Origin of the sequence: Pedobacter metabolipauper (assembly GCF_004362715.1) — a bacterium.
Lineage (GTDB): Bacteria > Bacteroidota > Bacteroidia > Sphingobacteriales > Sphingobacteriaceae > Pedobacter > Pedobacter metabolipauper.
In genome coordinates this window covers 791,986-810,427 of record NZ_SNYC01000005.1, presented here as the reverse complement: position 1 = coordinate 810,427, position 18,442 = coordinate 791,986, and the positions used below count along the sequence as shown (strand labels likewise).

The window sequence follows — 18,442 nt, the reverse complement described above, 5'->3', positions numbered from 1 at the left end:
ACAGGAGGATATAGTCATGGACAAGAGATTATTTAGAAATGAGCATGAAAAGGTAGTTGCCGGGGTTTCATCCGGCATTGCAGAATACATGGAAATTGATGTAACTATAGTGAGGTTGTTGTTTGTTCTTTCTACCATATTTTTGGTTGGAACTGGAATTTTAGTGTATTTGGTCATGTGGATCGTGGTACCTGTAAATTATGACCCGGCAAAGCGGTTTTCAAAATTTAATGATTTTTATAAAGGGAACCCAAACCCTTTTCAGTCGTCAAATCCATTTACACAACCACCCGTTTCATCAACGGTTAATGATGGTGGTTTTGGGGCATTCAAAAAGCAAGATGAGTTTAAACCTTATCAAAAGAACAATCAAACCGGGCGTACCGTTGGGGGATTATTTCTGCTGGTGATTGGTTTATATTTTTTAATGGATGAATTTCACTTCGTTCCATTTTGGTTTAGCCTTGGAAAACTGTGGCCGCTTATTTTCGTAGCCATTGGATTAAGTTTCCTGTTAAAATCAAAAGGAAACAGTGCCTGGGAAGACTGGAAAAGACAACAGGAAAACCCTGTTGAACCCGAACCCGTAGTGCCTTCCGGAAATGATCCTGTAACACCGGTTACAGATCCGGTTACCCCGGTAACTCAAACACCAGCTGTTCCGGTAACACACAGCCCGGTAACGGATGCTCCCGTAACAGATGGCCCAATACCTCCGGCAACAGATGAGGGAACTTCGCAAAATACAGGTACTGAAGGAAATAAAATAGACGATCGTTTTACTAAAAAAGACATATCATGAAGCTAGAGAGAATCATGTGGGGTATTGTACTGCTTTTTATAGGCGGTGTGCTTCTTTTGGAGAATTTTAATATCATTGATTTTTACTGGACGAGCGTTTGGCGATTCTGGCCGATATTTTTAATCATTGCCGGTATAAATATTTTGTTTAACCGCAGTAAATCGCAGTTGGGCGGAATCATATCTTTAGGAATCCTGGTGATTACGCTCGCTGTGCTTTTTGTAAGGGGCCAGCAGCCACGGACAGAGAGGACCTGGAAAATTGAAAATTTTAATGGTGATCATGACGATAGTGATTACCAGAACATGAACTTTACCCAGCCTTATGAAGATTCTGTAGCTACTAAAACCATATTGAACATTACCGGCGGCGGAACTTCTTTTGAATTGAAAGAAGCTACGGATAGCCTGATTGTTGCCGATGTACGCAAAAGAGGGGGTACGTTTACCCTAAAAAATGAATTTACAGATAGTTTAAGAACCTTAAATTTTAAGATGAAAGGCAACTCCAACTGGAGTGAAGGCGGTAATGATGTGAAGCTAAAGCTGAATCAGGCACCAAACTGGGAGATCCACATGAACATGGGTGCCGGAGAAGTAGATTTTGATCTTTCTTCGTATAAAGTGCGTGAATTTAACTTTGACGGTGGTGCTGCAACCCTTGACATTAAGCTTGGTGATCTGCTTCCTATTGCAGATGTGAATGTGAAAACAGGCGTTGCTGAGGTGAAGATCAATGTGCCGGAAGGTTCGGGATGCCGGATTAAATCGAAAAGCGGATTGTCTTCTAAAGACTTTAGCGGGTTCAATAAACTGGACGATGGTACCTATGAAACGTCGAACTATGCGACGTCGGCAAAAAAGATATTTATTAATTTAGACGGCGGATTGAGTAGCTTTGAGGTGAGGCGTTATTAAGTACGTCCGCTGCAATGGAAGCTGAAAATATAGCATATACAGTTGTGATCAATGGGAAACCCGAAGGGCCCTATCAACTGGAACAATTAAAAGCGTTAAATATCCGTCCCGGTACGTTCATTCGAAAACCGGGGATGGACGATTATAAAGAAGCTCACGAGTTCGCCGAACTGCGTGAGCTTCTTGGTTTTACTTACCAGCGTACTGCACCTCAATATTTTGCTTCTTTTGACCAGCGGCTTTTGGCTTCCGTTATTGATTATTTTTTCATCACCATTGCTTTTGTACTCCTGGCATTGCTTAGCTTTTTGATAATTGAAGGCCAGAACGAACGCATAATGGCTATCGTTGCCGGGCTTCCGGTTATCCCAATTGTTAAATTAATCTATAGCAGTATTGCTGAAGCGGGTAAAAAGCAGGCTACTGCGGGTAAGGCGCTGATGAATATTAAAGTGACAGACCTGGCCGGAAACCCGGTTACACTGGGCAATTCCTTTGGCCGGAACTTCGCGAAAGCATTGTCTGCAGCTCCCTTTTTTTTAGGATATTTATATAGTTTTCTCAATAAAAAGCAACAATGTTTCCACGACATCGTTGCAAATACATTGGTCATAAAGGATAGATTAATTTAATCTTTATCTTTGTCCTACATTTTAAGTCATGGAAGAAGCCGTTATTCAAAGAGCATTAAATGGGGGTTATTGTAATAGCCTGACCCAATATTCTAGATTCTTAACCCGGGAGGTGACCATTGGTGACGTTCCGATGGGTGGTTTAAACCCAATCCGGATCCAGTCGATGACCACTACAGATACCATGAATACGATAGGTACGGTGGAGCAAACGATCAGGATGGTGAATTCTGGCTGTGAGTATGTGCGCATCACTGCACCCAGTGTGAAAGAAGCTGAAAACCTGGCAAATATTAAAAAGGAACTCCGCTACCGTGGTTATCATGTTCCTTTGGTTGCCGACATTCATTTTACACCAAATGCCGCTGAATCTGCCGCACGGATTGTAGAAAAGGTACGGATAAACCCGGGTAACTATGCGGATAAAAAACGTTTTGAAAATATTGAATATACCACGGCTGCCTATCAGGCTGAGCTGGACAGGATCTATAAAAAGTTTACGCCTTTAGTTAAGATCTGTAAAGAATACGGAACGGCCATGCGGATCGGTACGAACCATGGTTCGTTATCTGACCGGATCATGAGCCACTATGGGGATACACCCAGGGGCATGGTAGAATCTGCCATGGAATTTATCCGCATGTGCGAAGATCTGAATTATTACAACCTGGTCATCTCTATGAAAGCCAGCAATACCCAGGTAATGGTTCAGGCGTACCGTTTACTGGTAGAAACCATGGTTAAGGAAGGCATGAACTATCCCCTGCATTTAGGCGTTACCGAAGCTGGTGATGGTGAAGATGGACGGATTAAATCTGCTGTAGGAATCGGTACCCTGTTAGAAGATGGTCTTGGTGATACCATCCGCGTTTCTTTAACGGAAGATCCGGAATTTGAAGCACCTGTTGCAAAAGCCCTTGCATTAAGATATGAGCAGCGGAGCCTGCTCAATACACACGCATTAAATACACCGGTTATAGACCGGGAAAGAATTATCCTTAAAGACCTTCCCTATAACCCGTATGAGTATAACCGGAGAAATACGATCCCGGTGCAGCACATCGGCGGACACCACCATCCGGTTGTGATGATGGATCTGTCGAAAGAAAATTTAAAGGACCCATTCATTTTATCTTCAGTAGGGTATACGTATAGTGCAGGACTGGATAAGTACCACATGGCCGATCAGGCCTGTGACCTGGTTTACCTGGGCGATGCTTTGCCGTCATTTTCTTTTCCTGGTAACTTAAGGCAGATTTATACCCATGCGGTGTGGCTGGGCCTGAAGGAGAAAAACAATTGCCATCCGATCTTTTCTTACGAAGAATATGTAAGATCGGAGGTTAAAGATAACTTTTTGAACCTGGTTCAAATCAGGGCAGAGAAATCTGCCGACCTTGATCTGTCGGTTTTGGAGGGAAATGTGGTCATTGTTCTGGAAACGGGTGTGCTCAGCGGCATGTCTGCACAACGCGAATTCTTCATCTCGCTGCTTAAGAATAACCTGCAGATCCCTGTGATCATTAAGAGGACCTATGCCGATGTTGGTGCGGACGACCTGATGCTGCATGCGGCAACGGATCTGGGCGCATTGTTTACGGATGGAATGGGAGACGGGGTATGGATCAATGCTGCGGACTCTATTGGCTTGTCGTTGATCAACAGCACCAGTTTTGGTATTCTTCAGGCTACGCGTACCCGGATCTCGAAAACAGAATACATCTCTTGTCCGAGTTGCGGAAGGACCTTATTTGATCTTCAGGAAACAACCCAGCTGATCCGTTCGAGAACAGATCATTTAAAGGGAATCAAGATCGGCATTATGGGATGTATTGTTAACGGGCCCGGAGAAATGGCTGATGCAGATTATGGTTACGTAGGTACCGGCCCGGATAAGATCACTTTATACCGGGGCAGGGAAGTGGTTAAGAAGAATGTAAATGCTTCGCGTGCACTGGATGATCTGATTGAGCTGATCAAAGAAGACGGCAACTGGATCGAGGTGGTTAAATAATCCAGTTGTAAGATTGTTGTTTCAAGCTCAAACTTTTGACTTTGATTGGGGCACAAACCTTTGGTTTTTGTATATTAGGGGTATAAAAATTATACATTATGAAAAAAATATTTGTATTGACATTGATAGCCGGTTTTTTTACTACGGCTACCGTCTTTGCCCAACAGGATAAAACGAAAAGAGCGAGTCCGCCAGCAATTGTTAAAGAAACGATTAAATCTGGTGCTACGGTAACTATTGATTACAGCCAGCCTGCGCTTAAAGGCAGAGCTATTGGAACTGAGCTTGCCCCTTATGGTAAAGTATGGCGCACGGGTGCAAATGAAGCAACCGTATTTGAGGTTGATAAAGATGTGAAAGTAGAAGGTAAAGCACTTGCTGCGGGTAAATACGGTCTATACTCTATTCCTGGTGAAAAAGAATGGACCCTTATTTTCAATAAAACCTGGAAACAATGGGGAACAAACTATACTGAAGCAGATGATGCATTACGTGTAGTTGTAAAAACAGGTAAGGCCCCAGCTGTATCTGAAAAGTTAACTTTTAGTGTAGATAAAGCAGGTAAAGTTACTTTTGTATGGGGTGATAAAGCTGTTGCTTTCAACGTGAAATAATCCGGTCCATAAATTGATATCCATTATTTGAGCATTGAATACAAATGATGTCAAATGGATGGTGATAACTGACTATGAAATTGTCGTGATCCCGGGCTTGCCCGGGATTTCGTTTTTGCGGTAAATCCCCGGATGAACTCCGTTTATTCGTTTAAAAACGCAAGCGTCTTCCCGCATACCTGTTGTAAATGTGCCGGTAAAGATGCGGAAGTGTAGGGATGCGATGCACCATATACATGATTGGCCCCTTCAATTTTCTGGATCTTTGCTTTTAACTGTTTTTGTGCCAGTTGCTGAGCCACGCTAAAATCAACATTTACATCGTCATCGCCATGCAGGATCAGCCAGGGAACATTGACCTGCTCTGCTGCATTTAAGATATCCAGTTTTTCCCGGTTCTGATCCAGATCTTCCAGAAGCGTGCTGTTGAGCGGCATCTTTTCTTTGGTGCGTGCATTTTCTACGTAGATCTTTCCCATCTCCATCCATTCGGCTTCCTGTTCTTTTTTCCATAAACTGGAAAAATCTGATATGGACGACCAGGTGATCAGTTTACTGATCCTGGAATCTGCTGCTGCTTTTAGAATTGCTAAACCACCACCACGGCTATGTCCGATCAGGATCATCTGCAGTGCATTAAATTTTTGCGCTGCATAATTAAGTACCGCATCAATATCAAACAGTTCTTTACTGAATGTATTGGATGCAAAGGCTTCCATATCGGTTACATCTGCTGGCTTTTCTGCCGTTACCCCACTGTGTGACAAATTGAATTTAAGATATGGATACCCGTTTTCTGCAAAAAAAGAAGCAACAAGATGGTGTGCGCCCCAGTCTTTGAAGCCTTTAAATCCATGGATAAATATAATGAGGCCTTTATTTTCTATCCTATCGTCAATGGTATAATCACCGAATATGATTTTTCCGTCTGCTCCCGTGATTGTAAATTGCTCCTTAAGTGGCATATATCAAGCTTTTATGTAGTCTAGCCAATATAACAAATTTTATTCTGGCTTGTTTAAAACCCTGTATTTATTTAAAATCTTTCTAAATAGTTCTTAATTACAGCCTAATGACAGTGGTGCACTATCGTCTTATTACTTTTGTTACGCAAAAAATAATTAGGGTACTACATTTTGGAATATTTAAGAATCATTGCTTTTACACATAAACAGATTGACCTTAAGTCTTTGGGTAAGTTAGTGATATGTGAGCATACACTGGATGACAGGCTGAGGAATATACAGGCTGAACTCGGTGTTAAGGAAATATTCTACGTTGGTACCTGTAACCGCGTTGAATTCATATTTACTTCTGCAAATAGTGTTGATGGCGATTTTATCCGTCGTTTTCTGACTACTTTAGATATGGGGCTTCCGATAGAATACATGGACCAGTTCATTGAGAACGTTTCTGTATTTGAGAAAGCCGAAGCTTTCAATCATTTACTGCGTACTTCCTGTTCTTTGGAAAGCCTGGTTGTTGGGGAAAAAGAAATCCTTGCCCAGATCCGTAAAGCGTATGAAGCCTGCCGCGTTGCTGGTTTTACCGGCGACTATATGCGGATGATCATGAACCGTGTGGTGAAGACTGCTAAAGAGGTGTATACGCATACCAATATTTCAAAAAATCCCGTTTCTATTGTCTCTCTGGCATACCGCAAGCTTCGTGACCTTAAAATGTGCGGTAACGCCAGGTTACTGATCATCGGAGCGGGTGAAACCAACAAGAACATCGCCCAATATCTTAAAAAACATAAATATTCTAATTTCTCCATCTTTAACAGGACGTTAGAAAATGCTGAGGTGCTTGCCAAAGACCTCAACGGAACCGCTTATCCGCTTTCAGAACTGGAAAACTTTAGCCAGGGTTTTGATGTGATCATTACCTGTACCGGTGCGACTGAACCGATCATTACCGAAGCCATCTATAAAAAACTATTGAATGGTGATACCGATAAAAAGGTAATTGTAGATCTGGCTATTCCAAATGATGTTGCCCCTGAAGTGGTTAACAATTATTTTGTTCATTACATTGAGGTTGAATCTTTAAAAGAGGTTGCCCGTAAAAATATACAGGAACGCTACGATGAGCTGGTTAACGCTGAGCACATTATTGAAGAAAATATCAAAGATTTTGAACTGGTTCTTCGCCAGCGTAAAATTGAAATCGCGATGAGCGGCGTTCCTCAAAAAATCAAGGAAATAAAGCATACTGCTATCAATGGTGTCTTTGCCGATGAGATCAATGCCCTGGATGAGAATTCAAGAATGGTGCTGGAACGCGTGATGAATTACATGGAAAAAAAATGTATCAGCGTTCCAATGGTCATGGCCAAAGAGATATTGGTAAAGAATAGCTAAATTTGCTGAAAAATTAGCATCAACGTGAAAAGACTTATTATAGGTACTAGAGGTAGCGACCTGGCTTTATGGCAAGCCAATTTCATTAAAGACACACTTGCAGGCATTGGCGTTGACGCAGATCTGAAGATCATCAAAACCCAGGGCGATAAGATCTTAAACCTCCGGTTGGATAAACTGGAAGGTAAGGGCTTTTTTACCAAAGAACTGGAAGAAGAGCTCTTAAATGCAACCATTGACATTGCCGTGCACTCTCATAAAGACCTGCCCACAGTACATCCGGCAGGATTAACCATTGCCGCAGTTACTGAACGTGAGGATGCTTCTGAACTGCTGCTGATCTTAAAAGATTGTGTAGACGTTACCCAAAAGCTTTCCCTGAAAACAGGTGCCATGGTTGGCACTTCGTCAAACCGCCGTAAGGCACAGATCTTAGCTTTGCGTCCGGATTTGAATATTGAGGACCTGAGGGGTAATGTTCCTACCCGCATCCAAAAATTAAGGGATGAAAATTACGACGCCATCTTAATTGCCAAAGCGGGTGTTAACCGCTTGAATATTGACCTTTCTGAATTTCATGTAGAGGTGGTTGATACCACTGAACTGGTTCCGGCTCCTGCCCAGGGTGCTTTAGCCATTCAGATCCGTGAAAATGATACGGAATTGTTTGACCTTCTTCAAAAAATAAACCATGCTGAAACGGCTGAGGAAATTGCCGTTGAACGTAAGGTCCTGAATTTGTTTGAGGGTGGCTGCCACATGCCATTAGGCTGTTACTGTAAAAAAGAGAATGGCATGTATGAGGTGTGGACCTCAAAGGCGGAAACGGATGAGGATTTTCCGGACCGTTTGTTCTACCGCGTAGATCGCCTGGATGGTCTTGCTGAAAAGATTGTAAGCAAGTTTGCTGCCGACCGTAAAAAGCCTTCTAAAGTGTTTATCTCCCGTGAAATTGGGGAGCATAGCTATTTTAGAAAGGCCCTTGAAAAGCATTCGATTGAAATTGAAGGCCGATCGCTGATCCGTACTTTCCCTATTGTGAATGTACTGGATCCTTTTTACCTGAAAAATATAGACTGGATCTTCTTTAGCAGCCGCAATGCGGTTGAATATTTCTTTAAGCTGAAACCCACCTTATCTAAAAAGGTACAGTATGGTGTAGTAGGCCGGGGAAGTGAAGATGCACTGAGAAAATACAATGAGCTTGCCGATTATGTTGGCGAGAGTGGTGATATTAAAGAAGTTGCTGAAGATTTTGCAAAACTGGTTACGGGTAAGACCGTTTTGTTTCCGCGTGCACAGGATTCTTTGCTGAGCATTCAGAAATCTTTGGATGAAAGCACTAAGGTGGTAGATCTGCCGATTTATGAAACGGTAGTGGAAGATGATATTGATCCAACCGCTGCTGAGGTACTGATCTTTACCAGCCCCTCTAATGTGGATGCTTACTTTGCAGACAACCTGTTAGATCCGGGTCAGCAGGTGATTGCAATTGGCAATTCTACCGGTAAGAAATTTGATGAGATGGGTGTGCAGTATGCATTGCCTTATTCTCCGGATGAGATTGGACTGGCTGAGGCTGTGTTTGGAATTGATATTAAATAAAAAGAGAGGTTAAATAAGAGAGGCTGATATGATACACCGTCCGCGTAGATTAAGAAAAAACCCTGTTGTTAGGGAAATGGTTGCTGAAACCAGGTTGTCTAAAGATATGTTCATTTACCCATACTTTGTGGTGCCGGGTAAAAATGTGGTTCATCCGTTAGATGCAATGCCGGGGGTAAGTCATTTTTCTGAGGATACGCTGATCCGGGATGTAGAGAAAGGATTGGAACTGGGTGTAAATAAGATCATGCTGTTTGGTGTTGGTGATGAGAAAAGTGAGGATGCTAAATCTGCTTACCACGATCATTCTCTGGTGCCTTCTGCCGTTCGCTTATTGAAACAGAATTTTGGTGATGACTTATATGTTGTAACGGATGTTTGTGTGTGTTCTTACACGACACACGGGCACTGCGGCATTTTAAAGGATGACTATGTACAGAATGATCCTACTGTTGAGGTGATCGCTAAAATGGGATTGGCCCATGCACAGGCCGGCGCGGATCTGCTTGCCCCTTCAGATATGATGGACGGCAGGATTGGAGCCATGCGGAGTGTACTGGACGGTGCAGGTTTTGTAAATACCGCGATCATGTCTCACGCCACCAAATTTGCTTCTGCGTATTATGGTCCTTTTAGGGAGGCTGCAGATTGCGCGCCAAGTAAAGGTGACCGCAAAGCGTACCAGATGGACTTTAGGAACGGGAATGAAGCGGTTCGTGAGGCTTTGCTGGATGAAAGTGAAGGTGCAGACATCCTGATGGTTAAGCCGGCTTTGGCTTACCTGGATGTGATCCATAATTTAAAACAGCATACCGATCTGCCTATTGCCTGCTATAATGTATCCGGAGAATATTCGATGGTGAAAGCTGCGGCACAAAAGGGCTGGATTGATGAACAAAAAGTAGTCATGGAAACCATGCATGCCTTTGCGCGTGCTGGGGCAAGTATCATAACCACCTACCATATACGGGATATTGTAGAAAAGAACTGGATGTAATATGTTAGAATCTTTAAAAAAAATGTTTTCTGGAAATGAAGCTGAGATGCCTGTTAATACTGGAACGAAGCCGGACATCTCCAGGGAGAAATCGGCTGAACTGTATGCTAAGGCTAAAAATTACTTCCCGGGTGGTGTGAACTCTCCGGTTAGGGCTTTTAAGTCAGTGTATGGTACGCCATTGTTTATTCAAAAAGGTGATGGCTGTTTTGTATGGGATGCCGATGGAAACCAGTTTATCGATTTCTGCGGCAGCTGGGGTCCTTTGATCCTGGGCCATAACAATGCTAAGGTCCGTGAAAAGGTAACTGAAGTGATGCAGAACGGAATGAGCTTTGGTGCACCTACGGCACTGGAGAATGAACTTGCCGAACTGATCATTAAAAATAATAAACTGGTAGAAAAGATTCGCTTTACCAGTTCCGGAACGGAAGCGGTAATGTCGGCCATCCGCCTGGCACGTGGTTATACCGGTAAGGATAAGATCATCAAATTTGAAGGCTGCTACCATGGTCACACCGATTCTTTACTGGTTAAGGCCGGTTCCGGATTGGTTACTTTTGGTGAAACCTCTTCTGCGGGTGTTCCCAAATCATTTGCTGCTGAAACGATCGTGATCCCATTGAACGATACCACTGCACTGGAAAAAGCTTTTGCGCAATTTAAAGGCGAAGTTGCTGCAGTGATCATCGAAGGGATTCCTGCGAATAACGGACTGCTGATGCAGGATCCGGAATACATCACTTTTCTGGATAAGATCTGTAAAGAAAATAATGCATTGCTGATATTTGATGAGGTGATCACCGGATTCAGGCTGGGCTTTGAAGGTGCAGCCGGACATTATGGCGTTAAACCTGACATAGTTACCTATGGTAAAATTATCGGAGGAGGATTGCCTGTTGGGATGTATGGGGCTTCTGCAGAAATTATGGGACACATCTCTCCGGATGGTAGTGTTTACCAGGCGGGTACCTTATCAGGTAACCCGGTTGCAATGGCTGCAGGTATTGCCCAGTTAACGGAATTATTACGCTCTGGTTTCTATAAAGAGCTGAACAGCAAGGCTTCTGAATTTGCAGAAAGCATTCAGCGTTTTGCTGCGGCCAGGAATTATAAATTAAAGGTTTTCCATGTAGGTTCTATCTTTTGGATGGCTTTTACCGATAAGGATAAGATCCAGTGTGCGGAGGATATTGATCCGGCAAGCATGGAGAAATTTAAGGTGATGCACCGTGAATTGCTAAACAGGGGTGTTTATTTAGGCCCTTCGGGTTACGAAGTAGGATTTGTTTCTGCTGCGCATACTAAAATAGAACTGGAAAAGGCCAAAAGGGCAATATTTGAGAGTCTTGATGTTGTTTTCAGGAATAAGTAAATAATAGTATATTTAAAAAGTAAACCGGATAGTTTTGAAGAAATCGATCGTTATATTTTATTTTCTATTGCTGTATTCTGTTGTGCAGTTGTTTTCATGGGGTTCCCTTGTCGTTAAACTGCAGCCTTCAAGAATGGCAATGGTGATGGGTGAGGGATCTGTTTTCTTGTTCCTATTGTGCATTGGGGCTTATTTTCTGCATAAATCTATCAAGAAAGAAGATAAGCTGCGTGAACAGCAGCAGAACTTTTTGCTATCGGTTACCCACGAACTGAAATCGCCTTTGGCGGCGATTAAACTGAGTATTCAAACGATTGTAAAACGTGATCTGGATAAAGTACGTCAAAATTCATTGCTGAACAATTCCTTAAAAGATATAGAGCGCCTGGACGACCTGGTAGAGAATATGCTGCTGGCCACCAAGATTGAAAACCGCTCGTATTCATTTCCTAAAGAGGAGTTTGACTTTTCTGAAATGGTTACCAAGATCATCGACAGGCTTCAAATCCATTCCTGCGGCTGTGAGCAGGTGATCAGTCCGAAGATCCAGCCGGGTGCCCGTATCATTGGCGATCCGTTCACACTTTCGTCTGTGGTGACCAACCTGGTTGAAAATGCGGTTAAATATTCAGGTCCCTGTGCTGAGGTTGGGGTAGAACTGACAAATAAGGACGGACATCTTCATTTGAGTGTTTCTGATAAAGGCCCCGGGATTCCGGATGCTGAAAAGATGCTGATCTTCGATAAATTTTACCGGGTAGGTGACGAAAATGTCAGGAAATCGAAGGGTACAGGTTTAGGCCTGTTTATTGTTAAAGAAGTATTACAAAGACACGACGCTGACATCAGCGTTAGAGATAACGTACCGCAGGGTGCTATTTTTGAAATAACATTTAGTTGATATGCAACAACAGAAATTAAGAATCCTATTGGTTGAGGATGAAGACCATTTATTAGACGCCATAAAATTAAACCTTGAATTGGAAGGTTATAAAGTCCACGCGGTAAAAGACGGTAAAACGGCTTTAAAAGTTTTTAAGGAAGAACGTTTTAACCTGATCATCCTGGATGTAATGCTTCCGGAGATGGACGGTTTCCAGGTTTGTGAAACGATCCGTTTGGAAAATACTGAAGTTCCTATCTTATTTTTAACGGCTAAAAACACCAGTGAAGACCGTGTAATGGGTCTTAAAAAAGGTGCTGATGATTACCTGGTTAAGCCTTTTAATTTAGAAGAGCTGATCTTAAGGGTTGGTATCCTGGTGAAACGCAGCATGAAAGCTGATGATCTTAAAGAACTAAACTCTTACAAGATTGGTGATAAGACCATTTATTTCAACTCATTTGAATTGAAACAGGATGATGGTGTAATTGTTCCATTGACCAAAAAAGAAACCATGCTGCTTAAATTACTGATCGAACGCAAGAACGAAGCCGTATCGCGTGAGCAGATCCTGGAAACGGTATGGAACTATGATGTTTACCCATCTACCCGTACCATTGATAACTTTATCCTAACCTTCCGTAAGTATTTTGAGCCAGATCAAAAAAATCCGGTTTACTTTCATTCCATTAGAGGTGTAGGTTATAAATTTACCGATATTCATTAATGTATAACGCCAGGGGCAGGTATGCACTGATGGCAGTTTTTGTTGCTGCCGCTGCTGTATTCCTATTTTACGATCAGTTTCAGCTGGCCGCACTGGCCGGGTTGTTCTTCGCTTTTGTATTGTGGAGCCACTTTAAGCACAGTTCGATCTTGCTGGCGTCCAAATATTTTAAGCAGGGTGATTATGAAAAGACCAGCCGGGTTCTTGCTGAAGTTCCAAATGCGGATCGTTTGGCACGGAACAGGCGCGGGTATTATGAATTTATGCGTGGCAATATTGCATTAAAAAGCGAAGATTACGAGGCTGCAGAATATCACTTTCAAATTGCCAGCCGCTTTCCATTGGGCGGAAAGAATGATAAAGCATTTGTTCTGATCCACCTGGCCAACCTTGCCCTTCGAAAAGAAGACGGGGAACGGAGCAGGGCCTATATTGCAAAGGCCAAAGAACTGGCTACCACAACCAAAGCACAAGAGATAATTAATAAGATAGAAAAAGAAGCGAATAGCTTATAAACCAATAGATTTAGATGAACACGTTATTTTTAGATGCCGCATTTTCAAAGCCAACAGAGCGTCCACCGGTATGGATGATGCGCCAGGCCGGCCGTTTTATGCCAGAATACTGGGAGATTAAAAACAAATATTCTTTCCTGGAAATGTGTAAAACCCCTGAACTTGCTGCTGATGTAACGATGCTGCCGGTTGACCTTTTAGGGATTGATGCGGCTATCCTGTTCTCTGATATTTTGGTGACTGCTGAAGCAATGGGCGGCGATCTTAGCTTTACCCAGGGTGTTGGTCCGAGGTTTGCAAACCCGGTACGCAGCCTTGCCGATGTGGATGCACTAGAGGTTGATGTGCTTGATAAATTACAATATGTTGCTGATGCGATCAAAGTTATTCAGCAGCGTTTGGGCGGAAGCATTCCGCTGATCGGTTTTGCCGGAGCTCCTTTTACGGTAATGAGCTACCTTGTTGAAGGTGCGTCTTCCAAAGATTTTAAAACGACTAAATTGCTGATGCACAATCACCCTGAGATTGCGCATAAGTTATTGGCGAAAATTGCGAAGGTCACCGCTGAGTATTTAAACCTGCAGATTGCTGCGGGCGTTAATGCCGTTCAGATTTTTGACAGCTGGGCATTGGCTTTATCCTGGAATGATTACCAGGAATTTTCACACCGTTATATCCAGGAAATCATTGCCAACCTGAACCGTAAGGATATTCCGGTAATATCTTTCTGCAAGGGAAGTTCTGTATTTGCGCCGGTTATGGCAGAAGCGAAACCGGATGTGATCTCGGTAGACTGGAATGCAGATTTGTTAAACATTAAAAATAGCCTGCCTGCTGGTATTGCGGTGCAGGGGAATTTAGATCCGCATATCTTGTATGCGGATAAGCCAGTGATCAAAAAAACGATCCTTCAATTGTTTGAGCGTATGCGCGGAACGGATGGATTTATCTTTAACCTGGGTCACGGTATTATGCCTGACATTCCTTTTGACCATGTAAAATATGCGATTGAAGTAATCAAAGATTTTAAATACTAAAGATCTTAAAATGACTAAGTACGATTTTTACTATTACGTCCTGTCGGTTCACATCATTTTTGTGGTGAGCTGGATGGCCGGACTGTTTTATAGTGTCCGCTTATTCATTTATCATACTGAAGCCAATGACCGTCCGGAAATTGAGCGGAACATCCTCCAGAAGGAGTATGAAAAAATAGAAGCCAAACTTTGGAATATCATTACCACACCTGCCATGGTACTTACGGTACTTGCGGGTGCTGGTATGCTGTATATCCGGCCTGAATATCTGCAGATGCCCTGGATGCAGGTTAAACTTGGGTTTGTTTTACTGCTGCTCGTCTATCATTTTATCTGCCAGCGGATCATGAAGCAGCTTAAAGACGGCAAATGCAATATTAGCTCTTTTCAGCTTCGTTTATGGAATGAAGTCGCTACCGTCCTTCTTGTTGCTATTGTGTTCACTGTGGTGCTTAAAAGTGCTGTGAACTGGATCTACGGCCTCATAGGCCTGATCTTATTTTCTGCAGTGATCATGATCGCTGTAAAATGGTATAAACATTACCGCAAAAAGCACGATCTTTAAAAATAATTTATTTTTTTTTAAAAGACATGCAACCTTTGGTCTGGTTCCTTCATCTTCCCTATACCAAACACACAAATGAAATTGACGCAATATAGTATAGACGAACTTTTGGATGGCTGCAAAGCAGGCAACCGAAAGATGCAGGAAGCGCTGTATAAGCAAACCTCATCAAAGATGCTGGCCGTTTGCGCGCGCTACGCTAAAGACAATATGGAGGCTGAAGATGTACTTCAGCTGGGATACATTAAAGTTTTTCAGAAGGTAAAGGAATACCGTGGGGACGGTTCTTTTGAAGGATGGATTAGAAGGATCATGGTCAATACGGCAATTGAAAGTTACCGTAAAAACTTAAGGATGATGAATGTGGTGCCTATCGAAGATGCGTATGAGCAGCCATCAACCGGGTTTGACTTTAGCCGGCTGGGGATGCAGGAGCTGATGAAGCTGATCCAGAATCTCGCAGATGGCTACCGGATCGTATTCAATATGTACATCATTGAGGGTTTTTCTCACAAAGAGATCGCAGCTGCGCTGGGCATTTCTGAAGGTGCAAGCAAATCACAGTTATCCCGTGCAAGGGCAATATTAAAAGAACAAATTATAAAATTGGAGGGCATTAATTATGCAACATATACAGGATAAAGAATTTGATCAGTTATTCAAAGACAGGTTTGAACATGCAGAGATCCAGCCAGGCAGAAATTTATGGGATGGCATTGAAGCAGGTATTGCGCCTAAACTACGCAAACGGATCTTACCGGCGTACTGGATGGCTGCTGCTGTCGTTTTTATAGCGGTAACGGTTGGAGTTCTGGTTCCGAAGACAGAAAAGATCCAGCTGCACGGACAACCTTTGGCTGCGTATACTGAATCCCCTGTAATTCCAGCTGACCATTTGACTAGCGGAAGTTCCGTGAATGGTTCTGTGTTGAATAAACCGTCTGCCCCTGATGCTGTAAACTCAGGATCTGCAGGTCAGGCTGCCGAAAGCACACCGCTTGTGATTGCTCCACGCCTTACTGATGCGGATGTGAAAAAAGATTTTATTCCGATGCAACCTATTTCAAAACCTGATCGTCCTGTTAATACCGGATCTGAAATGGTTAAGCCTGCAGCAGATGAAACACCCGTACGAAACGTGGTTCCTGCTAAAGAATTAATGATTGCAAGTGCAGCAAGCCCGGTTGACCGGAACGTGATTACAGATCTTCAATCTGGTAAGCGAGAGCGAGAGCGGGAAAGCGCAAGGGAACAAGAACCAGAGCGGGAACGTAAGGGGATTAAAAATGTTGGTGACCTGATTAACCTGGTTGTTAACAAAGTAGATAAAAGAGATCAAAAAATAATACAGTTTAATACGGATGATGATGACAACTCATCGCTGATTGCCATTAATATCGGAATTCTGAAATTTAATAAAAAAGCTAAATAGTCATAAACACACAAACCACAATACAATGAAACATCTAATATTAGCAGCACTTTTGGTAAGCGGACTTGCCAGTGCTTCCGCTCAAAGCATCTCCTATAAAAAAGACAGTACCACCAATCATAAAGGAAAGTTTACCTGGAAGTTTCATACTTCGGAAGAAGAATTTGACCGTCCGAAGTCTAAAGATGACAGTGCTAAGTTAGCGAAAGCCAATAAAGGCCGCTTTGTTGGTGGTTTAACCTTTACCAGGATCGATATTGGTTACATGAGACTAATTGATAACGGCAGCTTCACCTTATCTCCTGAGAATGAGTTTTTAGATTACAGGGGCGGCAAAACCAGTATGTTCTCTTTTGATATCGTTCAGCTGGGATATCGTTTTAACCAAAACTTTAAGATTGCTGTTGCCGGTGGTTTTGACTGGACACACATCCGCTTAAACAAAGACATTACAATACAGAAAAATACACCAGTACTTACGTATATTGAAGAGCCAGCTGATTTTCATTTTGAGAAGAACCGTTTCTCCAGCAGTTATATTCACATTCCATTGAACTTTGAATTCAGGACCAATGAAAATGATAATGGAAAACGCTTTTACTTTGTTGCCGGACCTGAAGTTAGCTTCCTTTTAAATGGAAAAGTTAAACAGATCAGCCAGGAAAGAGGTAAAGTAAAGGTTAAAGATGATTATCGTTTCCAGGCATTCAGAACTGGCGGTACCGTACGGTTTGGTTATGATGGCCTTGGCTTCTTTACCAAATACTATTTCAACGACATGTTTGCCAGCACTCCTCAAAAAGGCTTAACTAACATGGCCTTTGGTATCACTTTAGGATTGAATTAAGGATTATACCGGGCTGCGTTTCTAAAAGACACACACTACACACAAATAAAACCAATCCCGCAGTATTACGCTGCGGGATTTTCTATTTTAGGGAATTGCCGAAATGATTTATCTTTACCGGGTGGAAGAAAAGATCATCAGCGTTAAGAACCTTACAAAACAGTATCAAACCGAACAGGCCTCTGGCATTCAAAACATCAGTTTTGACATTAAAGGAGGAAGTATTGTTGCCATAATCGGGGAGAGCGGAAGTGGGAAGTCTACCCTGCTTAAAAGTATCTACGGTTTGATCAAGGTGGATTCCGGAGAGATTCTTTTCAATGGAAAACGAATCCTGGGTCCGGATGAGCAATTGATTCCGGGACACAAGGAAATGAAGATGGTTACCCAGGATTTTTCCTTAAACATCTACGCCAAAGTTTACGATAACATCGCTTCCATGCTTTCCAATACCAATGTACAGGCCAAGCAGGAGAAGACCATTGAGATGATGGAACATCTGCACATCGGACATTTGAGGGATAAAAAGATTACCCAGCTCAGTGGCGGCGAGCAGCAGCGTGTTGCAATTGCCAAGGCATTGGTGAGCGATACTTCGGTATTGTTACTGGATGAGCCTTTCAGCCAGGTTGATGCGTTATTAAAAAATCAACTGCGTGCCGATATTAAGCGGATTGCTGCTGAAACGGGTGTTACGGTGATCATGGTTTCCCATGACCCTGCTGACGGACTTTTCCTTGCGGATGAACTCCTGATCTTAAAGGATGGGAGTTTATTGCAGAAAGGTAAACCTGCGCACATCTACAACCATCCTGATCACATCTATACTGCACAGATCTTAGGGAATGCCGTGGTATTAAAGGCAGATGATGCCAGGAAGCTAGGGTTGGAAACGGTTAAGGGTGATGTTGTATTTTATCCGGAATGGGTAGATCTGAAGAGCTCCTGGAACAGCAGGCGTTTTGAAGTAAAGGATGTGTATTACAAGGGGTTTTATGAAGAATTGCTGCTTGAACGAAATGGTGTACAGATCCGTGCGATACAACTGAACAGGGGCGAGCATAAAAAAAACGACCATGTTCAGGCGAACATTGATCGCTTTTTAAGCTTTTAATCT

At 42.8% G+C, this 18,442-nt stretch carries 19 protein-coding genes; 18 read left to right on the top strand and 1 reads right to left on the bottom strand.

Annotated elements, in window-relative coordinates; translation table 11 throughout:
- Nucleotides 1-16: 16 nt before the first annotated feature.
- From ATK78_RS15875 to ATK78_RS15855, 5 genes are all read left to right on the top strand, one after another.
- Nucleotides 17-802 carry a PspC domain-containing protein gene (locus tag ATK78_RS15875; protein ID WP_133577088.1) on the top strand — a complete coding sequence of 262 codons (786 nt, stop codon included), beginning with the start codon at nucleotides 17-19 and terminating at the stop codon, nucleotides 800-802.
- Nucleotides 799-1,719, top strand: coding sequence for a LiaF transmembrane domain-containing protein (locus ATK78_RS15870; RefSeq protein WP_133577087.1), 921 nt, complete (start codon nucleotides 799-801; stop codon nucleotides 1,717-1,719). The genes ATK78_RS15875 and ATK78_RS15870 overlap by 4 nt, the downstream gene beginning before the upstream one ends.
- A 14-nt stretch (nucleotides 1,720-1,733) precedes the next feature.
- The gene (locus ATK78_RS15865; protein WP_133577086.1) at nucleotides 1,734-2,351 is read left to right on the top strand and encodes an RDD family protein; all 618 of its coding nucleotides are present in this window, start codon (nucleotides 1,734-1,736) and stop codon (nucleotides 2,349-2,351) included.
- Nucleotides 2,352-2,379: 28 nt separating this feature from the next.
- Complete coding sequence (gene ispG, locus ATK78_RS15860) at nucleotides 2,380-4,365, top strand: (E)-4-hydroxy-3-methylbut-2-enyl-diphosphate synthase (protein WP_133577085.1); 1,986 nt, start codon at nucleotides 2,380-2,382, stop codon at nucleotides 4,363-4,365.
- A 98-nt stretch (nucleotides 4,366-4,463) separates the two neighbouring features.
- Nucleotides 4,464-4,979: a DUF2911 domain-containing protein gene (locus tag ATK78_RS15855; RefSeq protein WP_133577084.1), complete on the top strand. Its 516-nt coding sequence runs from the start codon at nucleotides 4,464-4,466 to the stop codon at nucleotides 4,977-4,979.
- A gap of 143 nt (nucleotides 4,980-5,122) precedes the next feature.
- Here ATK78_RS15855 and ATK78_RS15850 read toward each other — a convergent pair whose 3' ends face one another.
- Nucleotides 5,123-5,944, bottom strand: coding sequence for an alpha/beta hydrolase family protein (locus ATK78_RS15850; RefSeq protein ID WP_133577083.1), 822 nt, complete (start codon nucleotides 5,942-5,944; stop codon nucleotides 5,123-5,125).
- Between the two features lie 171 nt (nucleotides 5,945-6,115).
- Here ATK78_RS15850 and hemA point away from each other — a divergent pair, with 171 nt between their 5' ends.
- The 13 genes from hemA (at nucleotide 6,116) to ATK78_RS15785 (ending at nucleotide 18,439) form a co-directional block, all read left to right on the top strand.
- Nucleotides 6,116-7,342: a glutamyl-tRNA reductase gene (hemA, locus tag ATK78_RS15845; RefSeq protein ID WP_133577082.1), complete on the top strand. Its 1,227-nt coding sequence runs from the start codon at nucleotides 6,116-6,118 to the stop codon at nucleotides 7,340-7,342.
- A gap of 24 nt (nucleotides 7,343-7,366) precedes the next feature.
- Nucleotides 7,367-8,947: a hydroxymethylbilane synthase gene (gene hemC, locus ATK78_RS15840; protein WP_208112383.1), complete on the top strand. Its 1,581-nt coding sequence runs from the start codon at nucleotides 7,367-7,369 to the stop codon at nucleotides 8,945-8,947.
- A 28-nt stretch (nucleotides 8,948-8,975) separates the two neighbouring features.
- Nucleotides 8,976-9,944 (top strand): porphobilinogen synthase, encoded by a 969-nt coding sequence (gene hemB, locus ATK78_RS15835; protein WP_133577080.1) that lies wholly within the window; start codon nucleotides 8,976-8,978, stop codon nucleotides 9,942-9,944.
- A gap of 22 nt (nucleotides 9,945-9,966) precedes the next feature.
- On the top strand, nucleotides 9,967-11,319 hold the full coding sequence (hemL, locus tag ATK78_RS15830) for a glutamate-1-semialdehyde 2,1-aminomutase (protein ID WP_394346944.1): 1,353 nt from the start codon (nucleotides 9,967-9,969) through the stop codon (nucleotides 11,317-11,319).
- Nucleotides 11,320-11,353: 34 nt separating this feature from the next.
- Entirely contained in the window at nucleotides 11,354-12,220 is an 867-nt protein-coding gene (locus ATK78_RS15825; RefSeq protein WP_133577078.1) for a sensor histidine kinase, read from the top strand.
- Between the two features lies 1 nt (nucleotide 12,221).
- Nucleotides 12,222-12,929 carry a response regulator transcription factor gene (locus tag ATK78_RS15820; protein ID WP_133577077.1) on the top strand — a complete coding sequence of 236 codons (708 nt, stop codon included), beginning with the start codon at nucleotides 12,222-12,224 and terminating at the stop codon, nucleotides 12,927-12,929.
- Nucleotides 12,929-13,444: a hypothetical protein gene (locus ATK78_RS15815; protein ID WP_133577076.1), complete on the top strand. Its 516-nt coding sequence runs from the start codon at nucleotides 12,929-12,931 to the stop codon at nucleotides 13,442-13,444. The genes ATK78_RS15820 and ATK78_RS15815 overlap by 1 nt, the downstream gene beginning before the upstream one ends.
- A 14-nt stretch (nucleotides 13,445-13,458) precedes the next feature.
- Nucleotides 13,459-14,481 (top strand): uroporphyrinogen decarboxylase, encoded by a 1,023-nt coding sequence (gene hemE / locus ATK78_RS15810; protein ID WP_133577075.1) that lies wholly within the window; start codon nucleotides 13,459-13,461, stop codon nucleotides 14,479-14,481.
- 10 nt (nucleotides 14,482-14,491) lie between these two features.
- Complete coding sequence (hemJ, locus tag ATK78_RS15805) at nucleotides 14,492-15,046, top strand: protoporphyrinogen oxidase HemJ (RefSeq protein ID WP_133577074.1); 555 nt, start codon at nucleotides 14,492-14,494, stop codon at nucleotides 15,044-15,046.
- Nucleotides 15,047-15,121: 75 nt separating this feature from the next.
- Nucleotides 15,122-15,688 (top strand): RNA polymerase sigma factor, encoded by a 567-nt coding sequence (locus tag ATK78_RS15800; RefSeq protein ID WP_133577073.1) that lies wholly within the window; start codon nucleotides 15,122-15,124, stop codon nucleotides 15,686-15,688.
- On the top strand, nucleotides 15,669-16,478 hold the full coding sequence (locus ATK78_RS15795; RefSeq protein WP_133577072.1) for a hypothetical protein: 810 nt from the start codon (nucleotides 15,669-15,671) through the stop codon (nucleotides 16,476-16,478). Before ATK78_RS15800 ends, ATK78_RS15795 begins: the two co-directional genes overlap by 20 nt.
- 25 nt (nucleotides 16,479-16,503) lie before the next feature.
- Entirely contained in the window at nucleotides 16,504-17,325 is an 822-nt protein-coding gene (locus ATK78_RS15790) for an outer membrane beta-barrel protein (protein WP_133577071.1), read from the top strand.
- Nucleotides 17,326-17,428: 103 nt separating this feature from the next.
- Nucleotides 17,429-18,439 (top strand): ABC transporter ATP-binding protein, encoded by a 1,011-nt coding sequence (locus tag ATK78_RS15785; protein ID WP_243732552.1) that lies wholly within the window; start codon nucleotides 17,429-17,431, stop codon nucleotides 18,437-18,439.
- Nucleotides 18,440-18,442 lie beyond the last annotated feature (3 nt).

Excerpts from the sequence above, each read along its gene's own strand:
- ATK78_RS15820 (WP_133577077.1), top strand. The coding sequence starts at position 12,222 with ATGCAACAACAGAAATTAAGAATCCTATTGGTTGAGGATGAAGACCAT.
- ATK78_RS15800 (WP_133577073.1), top strand. The coding sequence starts at position 15,122 with ATGAAATTGACGCAATATAGTATAGACGAACTTTTGGATGGCTGCAAA.
- ATK78_RS15795 (WP_133577072.1), top strand. The coding sequence starts at position 15,669 with ATGCAACATATACAGGATAAAGAATTTGATCAGTTATTCAAAGACAGG.
- hemJ (WP_133577074.1), top strand. The coding sequence starts at position 14,492 with ATGACTAAGTACGATTTTTACTATTACGTCCTGTCGGTTCACATCATT.
- ATK78_RS15870 (WP_133577087.1), top strand. The coding sequence starts at position 799 with ATGAAGCTAGAGAGAATCATGTGGGGTATTGTACTGCTTTTTATAGGC.
- hemB (WP_133577080.1), top strand. The coding sequence starts at position 8,976 with ATGATACACCGTCCGCGTAGATTAAGAAAAAACCCTGTTGTTAGGGAA.
- ATK78_RS15865 (WP_133577086.1), top strand. The coding sequence starts at position 1,734 with ATGGAAGCTGAAAATATAGCATATACAGTTGTGATCAATGGGAAACCC.
- hemE (WP_133577075.1), top strand. The coding sequence starts at position 13,459 with ATGAACACGTTATTTTTAGATGCCGCATTTTCAAAGCCAACAGAGCGT.
- hemL (WP_394346944.1), top strand. The coding sequence starts at position 9,967 with ATGTTTTCTGGAAATGAAGCTGAGATGCCTGTTAATACTGGAACGAAG.
- ATK78_RS15855 (WP_133577084.1), top strand. The coding sequence starts at position 4,464 with ATGAAAAAAATATTTGTATTGACATTGATAGCCGGTTTTTTTACTACG.
- ispG (WP_133577085.1), top strand. The coding sequence starts at position 2,380 with ATGGAAGAAGCCGTTATTCAAAGAGCATTAAATGGGGGTTATTGTAAT.
- ATK78_RS15790 (WP_133577071.1), top strand. The coding sequence starts at position 16,504 with ATGAAACATCTAATATTAGCAGCACTTTTGGTAAGCGGACTTGCCAGT.
- ATK78_RS15875 (WP_133577088.1), top strand. The coding sequence starts at position 17 with ATGGACAAGAGATTATTTAGAAATGAGCATGAAAAGGTAGTTGCCGGG.
- ATK78_RS15785 (WP_243732552.1), top strand. The coding sequence starts at position 17,429 with ATGATTTATCTTTACCGGGTGGAAGAAAAGATCATCAGCGTTAAGAAC.
- ATK78_RS15815 (WP_133577076.1), top strand. The coding sequence starts at position 12,929 with ATGTATAACGCCAGGGGCAGGTATGCACTGATGGCAGTTTTTGTTGCT.
- ATK78_RS15850 (WP_133577083.1), bottom strand. The coding sequence starts at position 5,944 with ATGCCACTTAAGGAGCAATTTACAATCACGGGAGCAGACGGAAAAATC.